Source organism: Synergistaceae bacterium, from assembly GCA_012521675.1.
GTDB lineage: Bacteria > Synergistota > Synergistia > Synergistales > Aminobacteriaceae > JAAYLU01.
In genome coordinates this window covers 11,871-32,990 of record JAAYLU010000008.1, presented here as the reverse complement: position 1 = coordinate 32,990, position 21,120 = coordinate 11,871, and the positions used below count along the sequence as shown (strand labels likewise).

At 62.2% G+C, this 21,120-nt stretch carries 20 protein-coding genes; 6 read left to right on the top strand and 14 right to left on the bottom strand.

Annotated elements, in window-relative coordinates:
• Nucleotides 1-1,471 (bottom strand): DUF3160 domain-containing protein (locus tag GX181_00875; protein NLM70497.1); only part of this gene is annotated, 1,471 nt, incomplete at its 3' end.
• A gap of 308 nt (nucleotides 1,472-1,779) precedes the next feature.
• On the opposite strand from GX181_00875, the gene GX181_00870 reads away from it, so the two are divergent.
• From GX181_00870 to amrB, 3 genes are all read left to right on the top strand, one after another.
• Nucleotides 1,780-2,787 carry a Fic family protein gene (locus tag GX181_00870; protein ID NLM70496.1) on the top strand — a complete coding sequence of 336 codons (1,008 nt, stop codon included), beginning with the start codon at nucleotides 1,780-1,782 and terminating at the stop codon, nucleotides 2,785-2,787.
• 101 nt (nucleotides 2,788-2,888) lie between these two features.
• The gene (locus tag GX181_00865; GenBank protein NLM70495.1) at nucleotides 2,889-3,032 is read left to right on the top strand and encodes a hypothetical protein; all 144 of its coding nucleotides are present in this window, start codon (nucleotides 2,889-2,891) and stop codon (nucleotides 3,030-3,032) included.
• A 40-nt stretch (nucleotides 3,033-3,072) separates the two neighbouring features.
• Nucleotides 3,073-3,999, top strand: a complete 927-nt coding sequence (gene amrB / locus GX181_00860; protein NLM70494.1) for an AmmeMemoRadiSam system protein B — start codon at nucleotides 3,073-3,075, stop codon at nucleotides 3,997-3,999.
• 310 nt (nucleotides 4,000-4,309) lie between these two features.
• Here amrB and GX181_00855 read toward each other — a convergent pair whose 3' ends face one another.
• The 7 genes from GX181_00855 to GX181_00825 all read right to left on the bottom strand — a co-directional run bounded on the left by GX181_00855 (nucleotide 4,310) and on the right by GX181_00825 (nucleotide 10,503).
• Nucleotides 4,310-4,507 (bottom strand): hypothetical protein, encoded by a 198-nt coding sequence (locus GX181_00855; GenBank protein NLM70493.1) that lies wholly within the window; start codon nucleotides 4,505-4,507, stop codon nucleotides 4,310-4,312.
• A 4-nt stretch (nucleotides 4,508-4,511) separates the two neighbouring features.
• Entirely contained in the window at nucleotides 4,512-4,775 is a 264-nt protein-coding gene (locus GX181_00850; protein ID NLM70492.1) for a hypothetical protein, read from the bottom strand.
• A gap of 224 nt (nucleotides 4,776-4,999) precedes the next feature.
• Nucleotides 5,000-5,890, bottom strand: a complete 891-nt coding sequence (locus GX181_00845) for a 4-deoxy-4-formamido-L-arabinose-phosphoundecaprenol deformylase (GenBank protein NLM70491.1) — start codon at nucleotides 5,888-5,890, stop codon at nucleotides 5,000-5,002.
• Nucleotides 5,891-5,925: 35 nt separating this feature from the next.
• Entirely contained in the window at nucleotides 5,926-6,930 is a 1,005-nt protein-coding gene (locus GX181_00840; GenBank protein NLM70490.1) for a bifunctional UDP-4-keto-pentose/UDP-xylose synthase, read from the bottom strand.
• A gap of 61 nt (nucleotides 6,931-6,991) precedes the next feature.
• Nucleotides 6,992-7,900, bottom strand: coding sequence for a formyltransferase (locus tag GX181_00835; protein NLM70489.1), 909 nt, complete (start codon nucleotides 7,898-7,900; stop codon nucleotides 6,992-6,994).
• Nucleotides 7,893-8,831 (bottom strand): glycosyltransferase, encoded by a 939-nt coding sequence (locus GX181_00830; protein NLM70488.1) that lies wholly within the window; start codon nucleotides 8,829-8,831, stop codon nucleotides 7,893-7,895. The genes GX181_00835 and GX181_00830 overlap by 8 nt, the downstream gene beginning before the upstream one ends.
• Nucleotides 8,832-8,850: 19 nt before the next feature.
• Nucleotides 8,851-10,503: a phospholipid carrier-dependent glycosyltransferase gene (locus GX181_00825; GenBank protein ID NLM70487.1), complete on the bottom strand. Its 1,653-nt coding sequence runs from the start codon at nucleotides 10,501-10,503 to the stop codon at nucleotides 8,851-8,853.
• A gap of 122 nt (nucleotides 10,504-10,625) precedes the next feature.
• On the opposite strand from GX181_00825, the gene GX181_00820 reads away from it, so the two are divergent.
• Entirely contained in the window at nucleotides 10,626-10,997 is a 372-nt protein-coding gene (locus GX181_00820; protein NLM70486.1) for a hypothetical protein, read from the top strand.
• Between the two features lies 1 nt (nucleotide 10,998).
• Here the strand turns inward: GX181_00820 and GX181_00815 are convergent, their stop codons facing one another.
• Together GX181_00815 and GX181_00810 are read right to left on the bottom strand one after the other, a co-directional pair.
• Nucleotides 10,999-11,742, bottom strand: coding sequence for a lytic transglycosylase domain-containing protein (locus GX181_00815; GenBank protein ID NLM70485.1), 744 nt, complete (start codon nucleotides 11,740-11,742; stop codon nucleotides 10,999-11,001).
• Nucleotides 11,743-11,855: 113 nt separating this feature from the next.
• Nucleotides 11,856-14,666, bottom strand: coding sequence for a UPF0182 family protein (locus tag GX181_00810; protein ID NLM70484.1), 2,811 nt, complete (start codon nucleotides 14,664-14,666; stop codon nucleotides 11,856-11,858).
• A gap of 102 nt (nucleotides 14,667-14,768) precedes the next feature.
• Between GX181_00810 and GX181_00805 the strand changes: the two genes are divergently transcribed.
• Nucleotides 14,769-15,530 (top strand): 4-hydroxy-2-oxovalerate aldolase, encoded by a 762-nt coding sequence (locus tag GX181_00805; protein ID NLM70483.1) that lies wholly within the window; start codon nucleotides 14,769-14,771, stop codon nucleotides 15,528-15,530.
• Between the two features lie 71 nt (nucleotides 15,531-15,601).
• The gene (locus GX181_00800; protein NLM70482.1) at nucleotides 15,602-16,864 is read left to right on the top strand and encodes a transcriptional regulator; all 1,263 of its coding nucleotides are present in this window, start codon (nucleotides 15,602-15,604) and stop codon (nucleotides 16,862-16,864) included.
• Nucleotides 16,865-17,063: 199 nt separating this feature from the next.
• Here GX181_00800 and GX181_00795 read toward each other — a convergent pair whose 3' ends face one another.
• The 4 genes from GX181_00795 to GX181_00780 all read right to left on the bottom strand — a co-directional run bounded on the left by GX181_00795 (nucleotide 17,064) and on the right by GX181_00780 (nucleotide 21,113).
• Nucleotides 17,064-17,993: a hypothetical protein gene (locus tag GX181_00795; GenBank protein NLM70481.1), complete on the bottom strand. Its 930-nt coding sequence runs from the start codon at nucleotides 17,991-17,993 to the stop codon at nucleotides 17,064-17,066.
• A 217-nt stretch (nucleotides 17,994-18,210) separates the two neighbouring features.
• A complete protein-coding gene (locus GX181_00790; GenBank protein NLM70480.1) occupies nucleotides 18,211-19,341 on the bottom strand; it encodes an isocitrate/isopropylmalate dehydrogenase family protein in 1,131 nt (376 codons plus the stop codon).
• Nucleotides 19,338-19,850 (bottom strand): 3-isopropylmalate dehydratase small subunit, encoded by a 513-nt coding sequence (locus GX181_00785; protein NLM70479.1) that lies wholly within the window; start codon nucleotides 19,848-19,850, stop codon nucleotides 19,338-19,340. Before GX181_00785 ends, GX181_00790 begins: the two co-directional genes overlap by 4 nt.
• Before the next feature lie 3 nt (nucleotides 19,851-19,853).
• Entirely contained in the window at nucleotides 19,854-21,113 is a 1,260-nt protein-coding gene (locus tag GX181_00780; GenBank protein ID NLM70478.1) for a 3-isopropylmalate dehydratase large subunit, read from the bottom strand.
• Nucleotides 21,114-21,120 lie beyond the last annotated feature (7 nt).

The window sequence follows — 21,120 nt, the reverse complement described above, 5'->3', positions numbered from 1 at the left end:
CGCCCTCCTCGTCGACGGCGGGAAGGGACTGGACCGAGAGGGGGACCTGCTCGGGCAGCAGATCCGTCGCGTACTCGTTCCCGGCCAGCGCGGCTACCCAAAGGCTTGAGAAGAGCACGGGAAGATCCTCCGCCACCTCTCTCTTGTAGGTCAGGCGATCGGATATGAGCCAGGGGATCGTGAAGCGCTGCGGGAAGATGCAAAGCACCTCCGTTGCCGAGGGGGAGAAGAGGTCGCTGAAGTGGGGAATCGAGGGCGCGAGGTCCTCCGCCGCCTCTATGATGCGCTCGATGGAGGCGGGCTTCCCGCAGGTGTCGGCGTCGAAGGACTTGACGCCAGCGCTTTCAAGCAGCAGGTCGATCCACTCGACGTAGCTGGCCGCGTCGGGGTAGCCGACGAAGAAGCAGGAGACCTCCATCACCCGCTTCCACTCGTCAAGGGCGTAGCTGGCCTTGGACATGGCGAGGGCGAAGTTAAGCGCGTCCGCGGCGCCGTCCTCGTCCGCCAGCCTCCATCCGAGCTGCCCCAGCCAGATCATCGTTCGGAAGTAGGCCCTGCTGCGGGAGGATCGCTCGTAGTGCCCCCTGGGAGTGAACTGGGTGTAGTCGACAGAGGCGGACGCGTAGGCGGGGATGAGCCCCAGCAGCCCTCCCTCGGCCGTGTCCGCCGCGTAGATCCGGCGAAGCTCCTCCGCGACGTTCTTCGCGCTATTCTTGGAGAGGCCGCCTATGTACTCCTTCATCAGGGCGAGAGCGTTCTCCAGAGTGTCGTCCTCCGGCTCCTCATCGGGAGGAACCCACTTGTCCTCCATGTCCTGGTAACAGTTCTTCACGAGAATCAGCGGGATAAGTATCTGCGCCTGCAGCCGCTCCCAGGTCCGCCGGTTCTTCTTCGACGCATCACCTCGCAGGATGATGACAGTGGCATACAGGTCGTCCAGCATTGCCTCCACCGCTGCTAGCAGCTCGCCCCCCTCCATCGCCTCAAGCCGCTTGGAGAAGAAGGTGTGCAGCGCGTGCAGGAATACGTCGGGGTTCACCAGGCGCGTGTTCCAAGGCTCGCGCGCGGAGGGGTCGGCAAAACCGCCTATACCGACGAAGTCGCTGAGCATCTCGTCGTTCATGCCGTGGGAGGGGAAGGGGTAGGCGCTCTTCTTGGGCAGAAGGATGAAGCGGTTCTTCTGCAGGGCCTCCCTCTGCGCCTTGGTCAGCTTGCCGACGACCTCCTCCACCTCTTTTAGGTTGACCGCCTTCTCCAGCGGGAAGGCCGAGTCCTCGAACGAGGGCTTGCCCTTAAGTTTGACCGGTGCCGGGACGCTTGAGAAGTCCTTCAACTCCGCCTCGGTAAGCACTATCTTCCTCGGCGCTGCATCGCACTCGTGCGGGACGGCTGCGAATAGCGCGAGCGCGGCCACTAAAAAGGCCGCGCAGAGCATTCGCCCCGCAAGAACCGTTGACGTCTTCTGTTTCACACAAGATCCCTCCTTGATTGGCTTCGTTTTTCATTGCATGTAAAGTGTTCCGCACTGTACGGACGCGAACTTCTAAGAGCCGTCCATAACTTGCATTGTATCACAGCAGTGTCCGGAAGATGCGGGCCCTCCTCTGGAGCGAGACCCCGCGCGCGAAGCTCTCGTCACGCACGGGCTTATCGCGGAATGCAGACCTCGGACGGCGCGGAGCGTCTCGATCGAATATAATAGTATTTTGATATCTTTTGATATCGCCATTATTATAATACTAAAACTGAGTCGAGAACGGCTTGCGACGGGGGGACAGCATGAAATACCAGCCGCCTTGCACGATAACCACCGAAATTCTGAATCGGGTCGCGGCGATATGCGAGGCCACGGGTCGAATGGAGGCGCTTGCGGAGAACGAGCGGTCTCTGCGACTGCGACGGATCAATCGCGTCATGACCGTTCGCGGCTCGCTGGCCATCGAGGGCAACACGCTCGGAACGGAGGTCGTCACCGCGATTCTGGAGGGCAAACGGGTCGTCGCCCCTCCCAGGGAGGTTCGCGAGGTGAAAAACGCCCTGGCCGCCTACGACCGGCTGCATACATGGAGACCGGCGTCTGAAAAGGACCTGCTTGAGGCGCACCGGATCATGATGGACGGCCTTGTCGAGGAGGCCGGGTTGTATCGGAGCGGGGGCGTGGGGGTGATGGCGGGTCAGCGGGTGATTCACATGGCGCCCCCCGCAGGCCGGGTGCCGCAGCTGATGGACGATCTGTTGGACTGGATGGCCGTGACCGATGTTCACCCGCTCATAGCAAGCTCTGTCTTTCACTACGAGTTCGAGTTCATCCACCCCTTTTCCGACGGCAACGGCCGCATGGGGCGACTGTGGCAGAGCCTGATCCTCTCCCGCTGGAACCCGTTGTTCACCGACATCCCGGTGGAGAGCCTGGTCTTTGAACATCAGGCCGAGTATTATGATGTGATTGAGGAAAGCACTCGGCGGACAGATTCTGCGCCATTCATCGACTTCATGCTGCGGATGATCCTTGATGCTCTGACATGCACCCCCCAAGTCGCCCTCCAAGTCACCCCCCAAGTCGGCGAACTGCTGGTTGCGTTGGAGGGCGAGATGAGTCGCGAAGAACTGCAGGCCGCCTTAAGACTCTCGGATCGCAAGTCTTTTCGCGAACGATACTTAAGACCGGCACTGGCCGAAGGTCTGATAGAGATGACCATTCCCGACAAGCCGAGCAGCCGCCTTCAGAAGTATCGATTGACGGACAAGGGGCGTCGATGGCTGGAGCATGGGGCCAAAAAACAGTAGGTGAAAGGTTTTGCCGGATATAAAAAAGAGAGATCCCTTGCCTTAGCTCGGGATGACTTAGTATTGCCATCCCGAGGCGGGTTTTTCGCCGAGGGATCTCAATGTCAGCCTGCCTCGCCCCCGGAACTCTTTACTTCTCTATGCCCTTTCTGGCCTGGATTCCGGCTGTGAAGAAGTGGCGTATCTACCTCATCTCCGTGATCAGGTCGGCGCGCTTCATCACCGAGGGTTCGCGTAGCACATGATAGAATGCCGTGGGAGCTTCGAGAAAGGATGAGGATTTTCATGGCTCGACGGGCCCTGTTCAGCCTTCCCATACGGATAACTGGCGCGACCCTCGGTTTGAAGGGAGCGCTGCTCGGAGTCCGCCTGGCCTTTACAGTACTATTGCTCCTAGCACCGCACGGGGAGGCAGCTTCGTCGCGCGCATGGGATCGTCCCTTCCCGCCGCTCTATCCGGGCTCTCTCTTCGAGGAGGCGATCGAGTCCGCGTCCGCGACGCCAGTCGAGGGACGGGTCACCGGCCTGATCGTGCCGCATCACCTGCTGGCGGCAGACCTGATCGCCGCGGGGTTCGCCACGATCGGGGAGCGCGATTTCGGCAGGGTGATCATTCTGTGCCCCGACCACTACCATCGCGGGAGGACGTTCTTCTCCGTGCCGGGGCGGGACTTCCTGACCGCCCTCGGTCCCGTGCCGCTGGACAGGGACGGGGCCGAGCGGCTGAAAATACTGTCCTGTGCGAGCGAGTCGAACCTGTTTTCGCACGAGCACGGAGTCCAGGCGCTCTTGCCCTTCGTAGCACGCTATTTTCCCGGAGTGCCGGTACTTCCGGTCGCGATCGGGATAAGGTCAGGAGCAGGGGAGTGGCGCGAGTTGGCCGCCGCTCTTGCGCCGCTCTCGGGCGAGGAGGCGCTGGTCATACAGAGCACGGATTTTTCTCATTATCTGAACAGGGAGGAGACGGAAGCGCATGATTCGGAGAGCGAGGCGGTCATAATGTCGTGCGACCCGGAGCAGGCGCTGTCGCTCCGCCAGCCGTCGCACATAGACTCGCGCGGAGCGCTCTATGTCCAAATGACCCTGCAGAGGAAGCTCGGTGCCGAGCCGGTCATAGCCGCGTACGCGTCGTCGTTCGACTACGACGAGCAGGAGGCCGAGAAGAGCGGCGGCACGAGCTATTTCGTGGTGGTGTACCGGATGAGGGAGTAGAGGCGAGGTCGCTCGGGATGACCGGGGGACGGAGGGATCTCAGGGTGAAGCGTGAAAAGCGAGGTCCCTCCTCGCTGCGCTCGTTCGGGACGACATAAGCAGGCGACCGAACGGGCGCTTTTCCGTTCGTGTAGATCGCTTATGCGGCATGTTTCTGGCCGCGAAGCAGGCGACCGAACGGGCGCTTTTCCGTTCGTGTAGATCGCTTATGCGGCATGTTTCTGGCCGCGAAGCAGGCGACCGAACGTGCACTTTTCCGTTCGTGTAGATCGCTTATGCGGCATGTTCCTGGCCGCCTCGGAAAATTATATTACTGCGCTGATATCGGCGATTTCTCCTTCTTTGCCTCCTCCTCGGCGTACTCTGCGAGACTTTTGTGTGATCCGAAGATTATTCTAGGGACATCGGGCGAGGGACGGTATTTTCCCGCAGCTATGTCCAATGTCATTTGGCGAAAGTCCTCCGTTGACATCACGCCATATTTCTTCATTCTATCGGAATAATCCATTCTTCTACCTCCATCGTCCAATAACTCTTCTTACGTCCTCCCAGAAATCTTCAAGCAGATTGGCGGCGGTTGAAAAACCGTATTGTGTTACAGTCTCCTTGTGGTGACGATGATCCCATTCGATCCTTCTTGCGACATATTGTCGTTTGCTCAACGGTCGATAGTCATGGTTGCTGTTGTCGTAGCCAAGAACCCTGATGCCGTTTTTATCGTGCAGGGTAAGACTGTATCGAATCCCATGTGGAATATTCTCCGTTGGTCTGGTCAACGATACAACGAATTTGATGGTATACTCGCCATTTTCTATGGTAAATCGATGCCCGTCAAGGTCAAGAAGGGCGGATAATGTGAAATCGTCGGGACGGTTCATTTTTTCACCTCGTTGACGGCAAGGCTTATATTTCCCGAATACAGACCATGTAAACGTGAGTTAAGGTCCCTCCTCGCTGCGCTCGTTCAGGACGACATTGCGGCCGCTCTCCCGGCAAGCGACTACGCCTCGCAGCTCTGTACCGCCACCGTTCCCCAGCGGCCGGGGATCTCGCCCGGCTTTACCTCGCAGACAGGGATCTCCGTGCCGCTGACGGTTGTCTCCAGCGCTACGTCGTCGAGCGTCCTGAAGGTCGCTCCGCTTTTGGCGCAGCGCTCCAGCAGGTCCTCGAACAGGGCGCTCTGCGACTGCCCCTCCATCTCTGCGTGTATGGTGTGCACGTTCAGCCCGGGGCGAATCAGCTCCATGTAACGATCGTTGATCCTCTCCGCCGGAATGGTTCCCATCAGCTCGTCCAGGGTCGGAAGTGTTGTGGGTATCTGCAGGGTCTTGAACTCGCGGCCCTCCATTCGGGGGCGGAAGGGGCCCCCCGGGCCCCTGGCGTCGCTGCAGTATTCGAAGCCGAGTTCGTCCTGCACCGATAGGCTGGCGGGGGTCGCCTGCCAGCCGGGGGCGGCGCAGCTCTTGGCCGGCCGGCCGGCATGGTGCTCGAACAGCTCCATCGCTTTGCCGAACGCCGCTCTTATCTCGTGCTCTTCCATATTGTGAAGGTTGTCGTGCCAGTCCACGTGGTCCCAGCAGTGAATGCCGCAATCGTGCCCCTCATGGATAGCCCTGATGAACACGCTTGGCTCGCTCTGTACTATCTTCGGCGCGGGGAGCAGTGTGCCGTACAGCATGGTCCGCAGGCCGTATGTGGAAGGCGCCTTCGTCCTGCGCATCTTCTGGATGAAGCCCTTCTTGAAAACCCGCCGAATGGCCTTGCCCGAGTTGTCCGGCCCGAACGAGAAGAAGAGCGATGCGCGCATCTTTCTGGCCCGAAAGATCTCGAGCAGCCTCGGCACGCCCTCGCGGTAGCCCTTGAGAGTGTCGACGTCGGTCTTGATCACCAGAACTGTCTCTTTCACCCCGAGAACCTCCTGAAAAGTTATTGATAGCTGGCTATCGTCATGGCCACCGCGTCGCGCAGCGGGACGACAGGCTTCCAGCCGAGGGCCTCTCCGATCGCTTCGATGGACGGCACGCGGTTCTGCATGTCGTCGTAGCCGTTGCCGTAGTACTCCTCGGCGGACATCACCGTCACCGTCGCCCTCCCGGCGGCCTCGCGGAAGGCCGGGATCTCCTTCATGACCTCGACGACGATGCGGGCCAGCTCCTTGATAGAGGCGTTGTTGGCCGGGTTGCCGATGTTGAATATCCTGCCGTCGCTCGCCCTCTCATCGCGCAGGATGGCAAGCAGCGCGGCGATCCCGTCGGAGATGTAGGTAAAGCTCCTCTGCTGCTCTCCGCCGTTCACCAGGGTGATGCCGCGCCCGGTGATCACGTCGTGCGCCATCTGCGTGATGGAACGAGCGGTGCGTTCCTCCGCGTCCTTGAAGGTATCCAGCCTTGGCCCTATCCAGTTGAACGGGCGGAAGAGGGTATAGCGCAGCCCTTGCTCCTGCCCGTAGGCTGCTATCACCCTGTCCATCATCTGCTTGCCGCAGCTGTATATCCAGCGCATCTTGTTTATCGGTCCGACGATCAGCGGGCTCTCGTCCTCCTTAAGCACAGTGTCCGAGCTCATGCCGTATACCTCGGAGGTCGAGGGGAAGACCACCCTTTTCCCGGCCTCGACGCACATGCGGACGATCTTCAGGTTCTGCTCGAAGTCAAGCTCGAAGGTCCACAGGGGCTTGCTGAGGTAGTAGGAGGGCTTGGCTATTCCGGCCAGGGGCAGCACGACGTCCGCGTCAGCGACCGCGCGCCTCAGCCAGTCGTCGTCGGTGAAGATGTCCCCCTGTTTGAAGGAGAAACGCGGGCTGTCCGAATAAGCCTCCAGATTCGAGCCCGAAAGGTCGAATGCGCTCACGCCCCAGTCGGTCCCCTCCAGTATGCCCTCTACCAGGTGAGAGCCGATGAAGCCGTTGGCTCCCAGGATCAGAATTTTCATCTCGCGTCCTCCTTGCGTCGAGCTCGGGATGCCGCTCCCTCGCTCGCGCTATTTTTTCAGTTCAACGGGCCGATGCCCGCAAGATGTCCCCTGTGCGTATATCGCCGCCGTCGAGTTCGTAGTCGTGTATCAGCAGAGCGCCCAGCCCGGTAGCCACGCGCAGCGGGTCGATCGACAGGACGGCGCCGGGCTGCGCGTCGTCAAGCGGCTTCAGCGGCGCCTCGACCGACGTCCTCCAGACGAACAGCTTCTTCCCCCGGTGAAATGTGAACGCCCCGGGAAAGGGGCTGGTGACGGCTCTCACCAGGTTGTGCACCCTCACAGCGCCGTCGTTCCAGTCTATCAGCCCGTCCTCCGGCCTCCTGCGGCCGAAGAGAGTGGCCTTCGACTCGTCCTGCGGCGTTCGCGGGGCGGTGCCGTCCGCGATCAGCGGCAGTGTGCGTCCGAGTATTGTCCGTGCCGCCTCCGCCACCTTGTGCGTCACGTCCAGCGCCGTGTCGTCCATCAGGATCGGCACGGCCTCCTGGTCCACTATGTCCCCCGCGTCGGCTCGGCGGACCATGTGGTGCAGGGTCGCGCCCGTCTCCGTCTCGCCGTTCAGTATTGCCCAGTTGACGCAGGCCCTTCCCCGGTAGCGGGGCAGCAGAGAGCCGTGCATGTTGAACGCTCCCTTGGGCGGAAGCGAGAGAAACCGCTCGTCTATCATGCTGCGGTAGTAGAAGGAGAAGATCGCGTCCGGGGCAAGCTCGCGCAGGAGGTCGTACTCCGCGTCGCCGAGCGCCTCCGGCGTGCGCACCGGGATCCCCGCTTCGCGCGCCGGCTCCGCCACGGAGGGGAACCAGCGGTTCTCCGCCGGGTCGTCCTCGTGGGTGAAGAGGACCCGGACCTCGGCCCCCTGCCTCAGCATCTCGGCAAGACAGACGTGGCCGACCTCACTGTAGGCGAAGACGGCCGCCGACAGGTCAATCATCGTCCCACTCCCTGCGGATGACGTAGCGGGGACGTTTTCTGACCTCCTGGTAGATCCGCCCGATGTACTCGCCCGTGATGCCCACGCAGGACATCGTGATCCCCATCAGGAAGAAGTTGATGTTCAGCAGGGTGAATACCCCTTCCGCCTCCGGGCCGACGATAAGCCTTCGCAGCATCAGGAAGACAGCGAAGGCGAAGCTGAGCGCCGAGACAGCCAGCCCGATCATAGTGACAGCCTGCAGCGGGAAGAGGGAGAAGCCTGTCATCAGGTCGAAGTTCAGCCGTATCAGGCGGAAGATGCTGTACTTCGACGTGCCGTGCACCCTCTCCGAGTGCGCTACCGGAATCTCCACCGGGTTCAGCGCGAACTTCTGAGCCAGCGCCGGGATGAAGACGGTGCTCTCGAAGCTGCGGTTGACTATGTCCACCACGTCTCGCCTGTAGGCGCGCAGCATGCAGCCGTAGTCGTTCAGTTTCAATCCCGTGATCCTGTTGGTGATCGAGTTCACCATGCGTGAGGCGGCCTTGCGGAACCACGGGTCGCGCCGGTTCTGTCTCACCGTGCCGACCACGTCGTGCCCCTTGTCGATCTCCGCCACAAGGCGGGGGATCTCCTCCGGCGGGTTCTGCAGGTCGGCGTCGAGCGTGACTATTATATCGCCCCTGGCGTGGTCGAAGCCCGCCATTATCGCCATGTGCTGGCCGAAGTTGCCGTTGAAGTCGATCACGCGCACCTTGCCCCTGTTGGTCTCGCGGCACTCCAGCAGAAGCCTGAGGGAGGAGTCCCTGCTGCCGTCGTTTACGAAGATGACCTCGTAGGGGCGATCCATCCCGTCCAGGGTTTCAAGCAGCCTGGGACACAGGTGCGGCAGCGAATCCTCCTCGTTGTAGACGGGAACTACGACTGATACAACGCACTTTTCGGACATTGGAACCTCCTTGACATGCCTACCACTTGTTGACGAACACCAGGTCGTCGCCCTTCTCGATCACCGGCTCGGGCAGGGCCGTGCCCATCCGCTCCGCGGCGTGCGCTCGGCGATCCCTGTCCATTATCAGGATGACACGCCTCTCGCCGCGCCACAGCTTGGACAGCCCCTCGCCGTCCAGAAACCATGAAGGGTCTCTCTCCTGCGCCGCGCCGAACTCCAGCTCTCCCAGCCAATCCACCAGCACCACCCTCTGCTTCAGGTAGAAGGGAAGGGCCTGGTGGTAGTCCGCGAACTGAACGATGACGTCGTCCGGGCCTCGAATCTCGCGGATGCGCTCCGACAGGGAGCGAACGCTAAGGAGGGTGTCGTACAGCAGAAAGGCCCTGCCGAACGTGAAGATGGTCAGGAGCGACATGAGGCAGAGGGTCACGGCCAGCTCCTTGAACTTGCGCCTCGTGAAGAGCCGCCACTTGAGGTAGACGAAGATGGTCAGCACCGCGGCCACGGGCAGGGAGTAGGGCAGCAGCAGCCCGGCCGGCTCGCGGTTGTTGAAGAAAGGGTAGAGGAGCAGCGCCGCTATGAAGGGGACCAGCAGCAACGAGTTCCACAGCAGAAAGCGCCCCGTCTTCTTGGAGTCCTCATCGTCCAGGCAGCGGGCGAGGTAGCTTCCCATCAGCATCGCCATCGGTGGCAGCGCGGGGACTATGTAAGGGATGAGCTTGGAGCTCGACAGGGAGAAGAAGACGAATATCACCCCGAACCACAGGAGGAGGTAGAGCTCGTCCCTCTTCTCACGGCCCAGGGCCCGCAGCGGCCTCGGGAGGGCCGAGAGGATCGCGCCGGGCAGCAGCCCCGCCCACGGGAAGAACCCGACGATCAGGATCGGGATGAAGAACCATGCAGGCTCGTACCTGCCGTGCATCCTGGTGGCGTAGCGCAGGAAGTGCTCCTGTATGAAGAAGAAGCGGAAGAAATCCGGATTTCTGCGGCATACCTCGAAGAACCACGGCACTGTCAGGATGAGGAACAGGACGATTCCGCGCCTGTTGATCGCCCTCTTCAGCGGCGAGATGTCTCGCGTGATCAGCGAGTAGGCGACCAGCACACCGCCGGGAAGCACAACCCCTACCAGCCCCTTCGACAGCACGGCCAGCGCCATCCCCGCGTAGAAGAGCATCAGTCCCCTACGGGAGTCCTCCTTCAGGGCGAACCAGAGCCCGGCGAAAGACAGGGTCATGAAGAAGGAGAGGGTCATATCGATGATGTTGATCCGCCCGATCGCGAAGTGCAGCAGGCTCGCTCCCAGCACGGCAGAGGAGTAGTAGGCCGCTTGCCCGCCGTGCATCCGCCTCGACGTCGCCCAGGCGACCGCGACGCTTCCCAGCGCCAGCACGGCCGGCCAGAAGCGCCCCGCGAACTCCGTCTCGCCGAAGACTTTCTGCGAGGCGGCGGTGAGCCAGTAGTGCAGCGCGGGCTTCTCGAAGTACTTCACGTAGTTCAGGCGCGGCGTGACGAAGTCTCCCGTCTCGATCATCTCGCGGGGGATCTCCGAGTACCTGCCCTCGTCCGGCTCAAGCAGTCCGTAGGCCCCGAGGCCGCTGAAATATACGAACAGCAGTCCCAGTGCGAACAGGGCGTGTATCCAGTTTATAGAACGGGGATTATTCATTCGATCGACCTCTCCGGTATAATTCCAACCAGACAATTCTACATGAAGCCGGTTATTTGTGGTACTTCGCCGGAGAGTGTATACTTCTTTCGTCGACTATCAAGGCAGAAAGGGTGAGGGGCTTGGACAGGCTTTCTCTGCTGCTGATCACCGGCTCGGCGTTCTTCAACGCGCTGGCGAACACATTCATGAAGCACGGATTCGGCCACAAGGCCGATCTGCTGGACGGAGGAGCGGTCCGCGCGGTGATGGCGATAGTGCTCAACCCCTGGGCCGTGGCGGGCGTGGGCTGCTTCGGTATCTCCTTCATCTTCCTCAGCGCGGCCCTCAGCAGGACGGACCTCTCCGTCGCCTATCCGCTGATGTCCGGCATGGTATTCCTGCTGATACTGGCCGTGTCGAAGCTGGCGTTCGCGGAGCAGGTGAACGTCTGGAGGCTGGCCGGGATGGCCGCCATCCTGGCGGGAATATGGATGATCGCCGCCAGGGGCTGAATTACGGCTCGCTAGGTGTGACGATGTTCGCCTTTCGCAGCCTCTCCAGGTTTCGCGACACCCTCTTCCAGTAGACCTCCGGCGGCCCCCCGTAGTAGCGGCCAAGGGCCGTCACCGTGTTCCCGTCCGCTCGAAGGTACCTGGACAGCAGCAGGCTGCCCGCCGCTATTCCGAGGTCCGGGTCGTACAGCTGGCTTTCGTCGAGGATCCCGTTGGCGAACAGCAGCCCGGAGTGCACCTTCCACATCACCTGCATCACGCCCGCCGCCCCCGCCCCACTGCGCGCGCCGGGGTTGAATTGGCTCTCCGTCTGAGCCACGGCGATCACCAGGTCTATCGGCGCGTCGTACTTGATCGAGTACTTCCAGAACGCGGCCGCCTGGATGAGAGCGGTGTCGGCTGATATGTCGGGATTCTGCTCCATTATGAACGAGGCAAGATTGCGTATGTTCTCCGCTGTGGTGCCGAAAAGCGCCGCGGCGACTCGCCCCGCGTCCGCGAATGACTCCGCCGCCTCTCGCACCGGGGCGGGAATGATCTTCCCTCCGCTCTGAAGCAGCTCCACCATCTCGGGGTCCAGCGACCAGACGGAGGCCGCCCTGTTCGGCGGCGGGCTGAAGATCGCCCGCGACATGATGTAGTCGCGAAGCTCGTCCCTCGCGGCAGCTATTGTCAAAAAGACGGCGGCCGCAAGCAGGACGGCGGATGCAACCCCGCGCCGCAAAGCTTTTATGGTATCCGTCATCGGATGCCCCCTCCTGAAAAAATGATCGACCCGCCGGCAGGAGGTGCCGGAAGGTCGGATCATTATACACCATCGAAAAACGATGCCTGAGTTTTATTCGCGCAATTTGGACTCTAGCGGTCCGTCATCTCGCGCAGTATCAGCTCAAGTTCGCTCATCTCCCTGCCGTAGCCCTCCCAGTCGCCCCTGCGCAGGGCCTCCTGCGAGTCGTCCCAGCGCTTCATGGCCTCGGCCGCGAGGCCGGACAGAGTACCGTCGTCGGAGCGCGGCTCGGTTCGCGGCACGTCCGGGCGGGTTGGCATCTCAGGGTCGTCCGCCCTGCCTAGGCCCGTCTCCGGATGCGACAGCAGCCGCTTCAGCGAGTCCTCCAGAGTCTCGCCCCATACCACCCTGCCTCCGGTGGAGGTGATCACCCGGCGAAGCTCCGGCAGCTCGCTGTTCTCCGCCCTCAGGTAGAGAGGCTGCACGTAGAGCAGACCTTCCCCAACCGGAACAACCGTCATATTGCCTCGGATGACCGCCGTTCCCCGCGAACTCCACAGGGCCAGCTGGGCGGAGATCTCGCTGTTCTGGTTGGTCAGAGCCTCCACCTGCGCCGGGCCGTAGATCAGGGTCTGCTTAGGGAACTGGTAGACCAGTAGCTTGCCGTAGTTCTCTCCGTCCGACCTCCCGGCCATCCATGCGATCATATTGTTCCTGCTCACCGGCATGAAGGGGGAGATCAGGGCGAACTCGGCGATGTCCGAGCCGGCGAGGCGCATGTTGACATAGTAGGCCTCCGGCGCCGAGGAGCGGGATTCGCCCGCGCCCATCCTGTCCCACACGTCCTCCTTGTTGTAGAAGGTGTTCGCGTCGGTCATGTGATAGGTGCGGTATATCTCGCTCTGTATGTTGAACAGGTCCTGCGGGTAGCGAAGGTGCTCCTTCAGACCCTGCTTCATCTCGGAGAAGGGCCTGAACACGCCGGGGAAGATGCCGCTCCACGCGCGAAGAACCGGGTCCTCCGGGTCGGCGGCGTAGAAGGTCATGGTTCCGTCGTACGCATCCACCGTGGCCTTGACGCTGTTCCTGATGTAGTTCACCGCGCGGCCGCGGCCCAGGACTACCGGCTGAGAGTAGGGGTAGCTGTTGGCGACCGTGTAGCCGTCCATCATCCAGACCAGCCTGCCGCCCGAGACCACCAGGTAGGGGTCTCCTTCGAACTGAAGGTAGGGCGCGATCATCGTGAGCCTCTCCCTTATGTTCTGGTGGAAGAGCACCCGGCTATCCGGCGTGAAGACATCGGAGAAGAGGATTTTTATATCCGCGAACTTGAGGGAGAAGAGCAGCCGCCTCATGAAAGTGCCCATAGGCACGCCGCCTGCGCCGTTATAGGCCGTTCTGGCGTTAGAGTCGCCCATCGGGTAGTCGAACTCCTGCACCGTGGTGCCGACGAAGATGTAGGGACTCTGCTTCTCCCCGAAGTAGATCTGCGGACGGTCGATAGGCAGCGGAATGTCGCTCACCGGCGGCAGGTCGCGCACCCAGAGGCGCGGCAGGCCGCTGCCCGCGGCCTCGTTCACCGGGTTCATGACGATCCCGTAGCCGTGAGTGAACTCCAGGCGAGTGTTGATCCAGGTGCGGTTCTGCATCCCCGCCAGGTCCAGCTCGCGCGCGGCCAGCATCACCTGGCGATACTGGGTTCCCCCGTCGGGAGTCGGTATGGTGTAGCGGTCTATGTCCACGTTTGAGAAGTCGTAGTATGTGCGGATCTCTTGCAGCTGCTTGTAGCTGCGCAGAAGAGGCTCGTGATCCCACAGGCGGATGTTGTCGATCGTGTCGCGGTTCTCCTCCACGTCGCGCCACGTGATCGCCTCCGCGGGCACTATGGTCTGCAGCTCGGCCTTGTGCAGGTTGTAGGCGCGCAGCGTCGCCTCAATGTTGTTCTCGATGAAGCGCTTCTCCCTGTCGAACTCGTTCGGCTCGACTATGTATTTCTGTACTATCATAGGGTAGACGCCGCGAAGCACGAAGCTGGACACAACCAGGAAGCCCAGCAGCCACAGAGGCAGCTTCCAGCTACCTTTGAACAGGGTGAAGAGAAGGGCTATCGACACCAGGATGGAGCCGACCGTCAGCACGTTGAGCGCAAGCAGCCCCGCGTGCACGTCCGTGTAGCCCGCTCCGAAGACCACGCCCGTGGGCGAGAAGAGTATGGCGTACCGGTCGAGCGCGTAGCCAAGCCCCCACAGCAGCGCTCCGATGGATGCCAGGACGATCAGGTGCGAGCGAACGTTCTTGGGCACGTGAATGTCGGCCAGGTCGCGGCTCCTGGGGGCCAGAGTCGCCCCGTAGCCGACCAGCGCCATCATTGCACACAGGAATAGCGCTCCCATCAGTCGGGAGTGCACGAACGACCAGAAGGGCAGGGAGAATATGTAGAAGCCCACGTCGTTGCCGAAGACCGGATCGGTCACGCCGAACGGTGTACCGTTGAAGAAGCGAAGCACCATCGCCCACTCCGCGGAGAGTGACGCCCCCTCCGTGACTCCGATGAACAGCGCGATGGCTCCAACTGCAATCCCGGCCGCCCTGGATGAGAGCAGCGGTGTGAATTCGGGACGTATCTCCCTAAGGTTGCGCCGCACGAACACAAGGTTCACCCAGATGGCCGCGGTGAAGGCCAAAAGCCCCGCCAGGAACAGCGGGACCCGGGCCAACAGTCGCGTCCAGAAGACCGAGCCGTAGCCCTCGGAGTCGTACCAGAGCCAGTCCGTGTAGAACTCTGCGAGCGCCGGAAGCAGCAGCGATACGAGCAGGACTGCCGCCGCGAGGATCAGGAGCCACTTGTTGACCTTGGGTAGCCGGATCACCGGACGTCTTGGGGGAGTCTGCTCATCCCCCGGAAACCACTCATTGTCAGGAAACCAGTCGTATTTACTCATAGTGCGCTCATTGTATCCGACTTTTCGCAACCGGTCAAAAATGCAGCGACGCGGATGTATAATGCACAGTGGACGGAGACACACGGAACGGAGGATGAGAAAATGAAGAACGAACTGAAAAGAACCCTTGCTGACGGCGGAACGGTCCTCGGCCTGTTCATCAACACGGACAGCCCCGACCTGGTGGAGATCGCAGCCCTCGCCGGGTTCGAGTTCTGCATAATCGACACAGAGCACGGACCGGGGGATGCAGGCTCCATCCAGCACATGATCAGAGCGGCCGAGCTTCGCGGAATGACCCCGATAGTGCGGGTGACCAACCCGGAGGCCACCACGATACTGCGCATACTGGACGTCGGCGCGGCCGGAATCCAAGCGCCCCAGGTCAACTCGCGCCGCACGGCGGAGGAGATAGTCCGCTTCGCCAAGTATCACCCGGTCGGGGAGAGGGGCGCGGCGTTCACCAGATCGTCGCGTTACGGCTTCGCAGGCAGCGTGGCCGACTACTTCAAGGAGGCCAACCGCGAGACGATGGTAATACTGCACTGCGAGAACCGGCTGGGCCTGGACTGTCTGGACGAGATAGCCGCGGTCGAGGGCGCGGACGTGATCTTCATCGGCCCCTACGACCTGTCGCAGTCGCTGGGCGTCCCCGGGGAGATCTACCACCCGAAGATGGTGGAGGCGGTCGCCAAGGCGCTGGCATCGTCGAAGAGGGCCGGCAAGCCCGCGGGCATCTTCGTCTCCACGGTGGAAGAGGCCCGCGCGCGGATAGAGCAGGGCTTCACCTACATAGCCTACAGCACCGACACCCTGATCTTCGCCGACGCCTGCAGGAGCATAGTGGCGGGAGTGAGGGGGTAGGGACGACGCCCGAGCTGATTCGTGATAGGATTGGGGCATGTGAAGCGTCGCGAGCGGAGGGGGTCGGACCGATGTTTGAGAATACCGAGGACCTGTTGAGACGGATAAAACTGGGCGAGGACTCGGTCCTCGAGTTCAAACGAGTGGAGTTCGCAGGCGACAGGATTTCCGGGCCCCGCAGGGACAGCATGGCGGACGAGCTTGCCGCCATGGCAAACACCGCGGCGGGGACGGTCCTTCTCGGGGTCGACGACAGCACGAGGGAGATCGCCGGCATCCCGCCGGATAGGCTTGACTCGGTCGAGGACTGGCTGAGGTCGATCTGCAATGACCAGATCGAACCTCCGCTCGACTGCGTCATCCGCAGGCTGGCCGTCCAGGACTCTAGCGGCGCGGAGAGGGCCGTGCTGAGGGTCGACGTCCCCCGAAGCCTATTCGTCCACAGGAGTCCGAACGGGTACTTCAGGCGAATAGGCAGCTCGAAGCGCGAGATGAAGCCGGACGCGCTGGCGAGGCTGTTTCAGCAGAGAAGCAGGGCGAGGTTCATGAGTTTCGACGAGCAGGCGGTCCCAGGCACTTCGATGGACGTCCTGAACCCCTCCCTGTGGGGCAGGTTCAGGACCGTCATATCCCCTCGGGACGACCGGGAGTTTCTAGGCAAGCTGAAACTGATCTCAGTCGACGATGAGGGTGCGGTGCGGGCCACGGTGGGAGGCGTCCTGATGGCGTCGGACGACCCGCGCGTCTTCCTTTCGAGCGCGTTCATACAGGCCGTCCGCTACCGCTGGAAGGAGAGGAACGCGGCGCACCAGATCGACGCTCTCGACATCGTGGGCCCGCTGGACATCCAGATTAGAGAGGCGTGTAAGTTTGTCGAGAGGAACATGCGCATCTACGCCGTCAAGGCCCCGAACCGGATAGAGACGCCGCAGTACTCCACGAACGCCGTCTTCGAGGCCGTCACCAACGCGGTCGCTCACCGCGACTACTCGATATTCGGCGCGAAGATCCGCCTGCACGTATTCTCCGACCGACTGGAGCTTTATTCCCCCGGCACGATACCGAACACAATGACGGTCGAGAGCCTTTCCGAACGCCAGTCGTCGCGAAACGAACTGATCAGCTCCCTGCTGGCGCGCTGCCCGATGAACTACAACGCGGTCGGAAGCAGGAGGGAGTTCATTATGGACAGGCGCGGGGAGGGAGTTCCCATCATTATCACGGAGAGCGAGGAGCTGTCCGGCAGACGCCCCGAGTACAAGCTTCTGGACGACGCCGAGCTGAAGCTCACCATCTTCGCCGCCCCCTCCCCTCACCCGGAGGAGGACGGCTGAGATCAAACATAGGATGCTGGTGCACAGGCGGATCAGTCGAATCACAAAGAGCTGCCGCAATAGTTGGCAAGCCGCTCTGCGACCACGCTAACATGCCTCACTTCCCCTCATCAGCCGTGACCGGTGTCTGTGTTTTGTCATCCCGAGGCGGGGTTGTCGCCGAGGGCTCTGCCTTGATCCAGTATCGCCCAACGCGAGCTCAGTTCTTTCGACTTGCGATGAGATCGTCCAGCTCTTCGGGAGCAATCCCGGTGTAGTCCAGTATTTTCTCCTTGGGTTCGTTGCCGGCAAGCATCCGTGATGCGACGGCGAAGGCCTTTTCTTTCTCGCCTATCTTCTCACCAATCTCCTTGCCAATCTCCTTGCCAATCTCCTTGCCCCTCTCAATGGCCCTCTCTTCGACCACGCTTATAAGCATCGGCTTTCCCTCCTTGCTTCTCTGTTCCCTGAATGAGTCGTACTCCTTGCGCAACTGAGGGTCCTTCGGATGAAGAAGAGCGTCCGTGAAGCGCAACAGAGCCAGCTTCTCGTCGTGATTCCATCCCTTGGCATCAAGCTTGTCTATAACGGACTTCAAGTAGTCCAGTTTTACACGCTCGTTCCTGCCGCCCTCCAGAGCGCACTTGCCGGCCTGCAGGACCCAGTCGAAAGGGTTGTCGCTGGATTGGAGTTCGCTTGAATCGAGCTCCCACAGCCTGAGCGACGGGTACTCGTAGACCAGCCTGTTGCGATAGCTCTCCCGAAGGTAGCGCTCCGCCTCGTCTCCGGGACGCTTGGCGGTCAGAAGGGCGAATGAGACGACGTCGGAGACGTCTCCCCGCTTCTTGAGGTGGAGCACTCTCAGCGAGGAGTTGTAGAAGAACATGCGCTCGGGGAGGTCTCCTCCTCCCGGTCCCTGAATCTCCACGTGGAGGATCAACCAGACGTCGTGGCCCGTCTTCGTGGGCACCCTTGCGAGTATGTCCGGTATCTGCTCCGGCCCGTCCACGTAGACGACCAGATCCTGGAGCTCCTTGTCGAGGAAGGTCACCTCTCTGGACTCGTCCAGGTCCTCGGCCAGCTCCGGTATGAACTTTTCAAGCGCCTGCCGGAAGAACTGCTTGATGATCTCCTTCCAGTTTTCATCCATCTTTCTCAGTTCGGAGATGGCGCTCCGCCCCCTTTGCGCTGATTGTGGTATTAAACGATACCGGGCGACGAGGGATACAACACAACATCGCGACCGCCTGCTGTCCGAAAAGAGCGGCTTGTGCATCCAACTCCATCCCGCTACTGCATTATAGGCTCCGGACAGGGGTTTTGCAAGGAGCGGCGAACCGGTCGGTAATACATGCGATACGGGCGGTTCACACCCCCTCCGCTATCCGGTCGCCTACTGCGGCCGTCCTGGCCTCGCCACCGAACTCGAAGGGGAACTGCTTCGGCCCGGATTGCGACAGATAGGTCGCCAGCGCCTCGTCCACTTGTTTGGCGGCCTCCCGCTCGCCCAGGTGGTCGAGCATCATCGCGGCGGTGAGGATGGCGGCTATCGGGTTGGCGCGCCCCGTGCCTGCTATGTCGGGGGCGGAGCCGTGGACGGGTTCGAACATCGACAGCCCGTCGCCTATGTCGGCCCCGGCGGCGGTGCCGAGGCCCCCGGCCAGCCCCGCGAGCAGGTCGCTTACTATGTCGCCGAACATGTTCGGAGCTAGTATCACGCCGTACAGGTCGGGAGTGCGGGCCAGGTGGTAGCACATGGCGTCCGCGTTGACCGCTGTCACGGAGACTCCATGTCGCGCCGCCTCGTCCGTCGCGACCTCCTCCCAGAAGCCGTATATCTGCGGCATGACGTTCGACTTGGTCGCGAGGGCGATCCTGCTCTCCCCTCGCTCCTTCGCGGCTCGGGCGGCACGCGCCGTCACGCGGCGGATCCCCGGCTCGGTGGCAACGCCTAGCTGAAATACTCCCTCCACACCGCCGGTGAAGCCCCCCTCCAGCCCCCCGACGACCGAGTACAGGCCGCGCCGAGCAGCTAGATCGAGCGACAGACTGCCGCCCTGAGTCTTGCCACCTATCCCGATGTAGAAATCCTCCGTGTTCTCGCGCACCACGAGAGTGTCCAGCTTCCCTCCGGACGGAAGACGCACCGGGAGGGGCACGTTCGGGTAGCTGCGCGCGGGGCGCAGGTTGGCATACTGGTCGAAGTGAAAGCGCACCCTCAGCAGTATGCCGCGCTCCAACACGCCCGGCTTGACGCGCGGGTCGCCGACGGCGCCGAGCAGAAGCGCGTCCGCCCCTCCTATCTCGTCGAGCGCCGAGTCGGGCAAAGTCTCGCCGGTGCGCAGCCAGTGCTCCGCGCCGAACGGGTAGTCCTCCCACGCGACACGGAAGCAGTGCCTCTCACCCGCCGCCTCCACCACCTTCGACGCCTCGCGCACCACCTCGGGGCCTATTCCGTCGCCGGGGATCCGCGCTATCCTGTAGTTTTTAACGCTCAAGCCTGTCTCCTCCTCGCAAGCTCCTCGCGCACGTAGGGGGCCAGTCCTCCGCGCTTTACGAGCTGCTGCAGAAATGTCGGAAAGGGCGCGACCGGAAATGTCTCACCGCTCCGCATGTTGACTATCACGCCCGCCGTCGGATCGGCCTCGATCTCGTCCCCGGCTCGCACGGACGCGACCGCCTCCGGGCACTCGAAGATCGGCAGACCGGTGTTGATCGCGTTGCGGAAGAATATGCGCGCAAAGGACGAAGCTATCACGCACGAGCATCCCGCGCCCCGGATCGCTAGAGGCGCGTGCTCCCTGGACGACCCGCAGCCGAAATTCTCCCCCGCGACGATGATGTCCCCCGGAGAGACCCTGGCGGCGAACTCCGGGTCTTCGTCCTCCATGCAGTACCTGCCCAGCTCCGCCTCGTCCCCCGACACGAGTCTCCGCGCCGGGATTATGACGTCCGTGTCCACATCTTCGCCGAAGACCCACGCCCTGCCCCTCGATACTTTATTCATATCCTAATCCTCCACGTCTCTCGGGTCGACGAGCCTGCCCGCGACCGCGCTGGCGGCGGCGGTCAGAGGGCTTGCCAGTATGACCTCGCTCTTCGGGCTTCCCATGCGCCCGGTGAAGTTTCGGTTGCTGGTGGAGACGCACCTCTCCCCCGCGGCCAGCACCCCCATGTGACCGCCCAGGCAGGGCCCGCAGGTCGGGGTGCAGACCACCGCTCCCGCGTCGGTGAAAATTCGCAGGTAGCCCAGGTCCAGGGCACGATTATATACCTCGTAGGAGGCGGGGATCACTATGCACCTGACACCATCCGCGACTCGCCGTCCCTTCATGATCCGCGCTGCGGCGGCTATGTCCTCCAGCCTGCCGTTGGTGCAGGAGCCGATGAACACCTGGTCGATCTTCGGCGACCCGCACTCCCTCGCCGGCCTGACATTGTCGGGCGAGTGAGGCAGAGCGACGACGGGCGACATCTCGCTCACGTCGAGCGTCTCCGTGCGCAGATAGGGCGCGTCTCTGTCCGGCCAGACCGGCTCGAACGCCCGTTTGGCGCGCGATTTCGCATAGGCGAGCGTCGTTTCGTCGGGCGGGAAGAGGCCGGCCTTGGCTCCGGCCTCCACCGCCATGTTTGCTATGGTGAAACGGTCGTCCATCGGCAGGGAGGAGATCGCGTCGCCCGCGAACTCCAGCGCCATGTAGCGCGCTCCCTGCACCCCGATCCGCCCGAGCAGGGAGAGGATCATGTCCTTGCCAGTGACCCACGAGGGACGCTCCCCCTCGAACCGAACCCTGATCGTCGGAGGCACCCTGAGCCAGGTCTCCCCGAGGGCCCACGCGGCTGCAAGGTCGGTGCTGCCCATGCCTGTGGCGAACGCGCCGAGCGCGCCTCCCGTGCAGGTGTGGCTGTCCGCTCCGACGATCACGTCGCCGGGGAGGATGTAGCCGGACTCGGGCAGAAATGCGTGCTCCACCCCCACTCGGCCGACCTCCCAGTAGAGCATCCCCTGCGACAGTGCGAACTCCCTGCCTCTTTTGGCCTGCTCGGCGGAGGCTATGTCCCTGTTCGGGGTGAAGTGGTCCGGCAGCACCGCGCACCTCTGTCGGTCGAACACCTTCTCGGCGCCCATCTCCGCGAAGGCGGCGGCGGCCGGGGGAGTTGTGATGTCGTTGGCGAACGCGAAGTCCACGCTCACCTTGCAGATCTCCCCCTCGCGGGCCTCCGACGACGAATGCGACGCGATTATCGCGCTTGCCATTGTCCTTCCCATGTCGTCG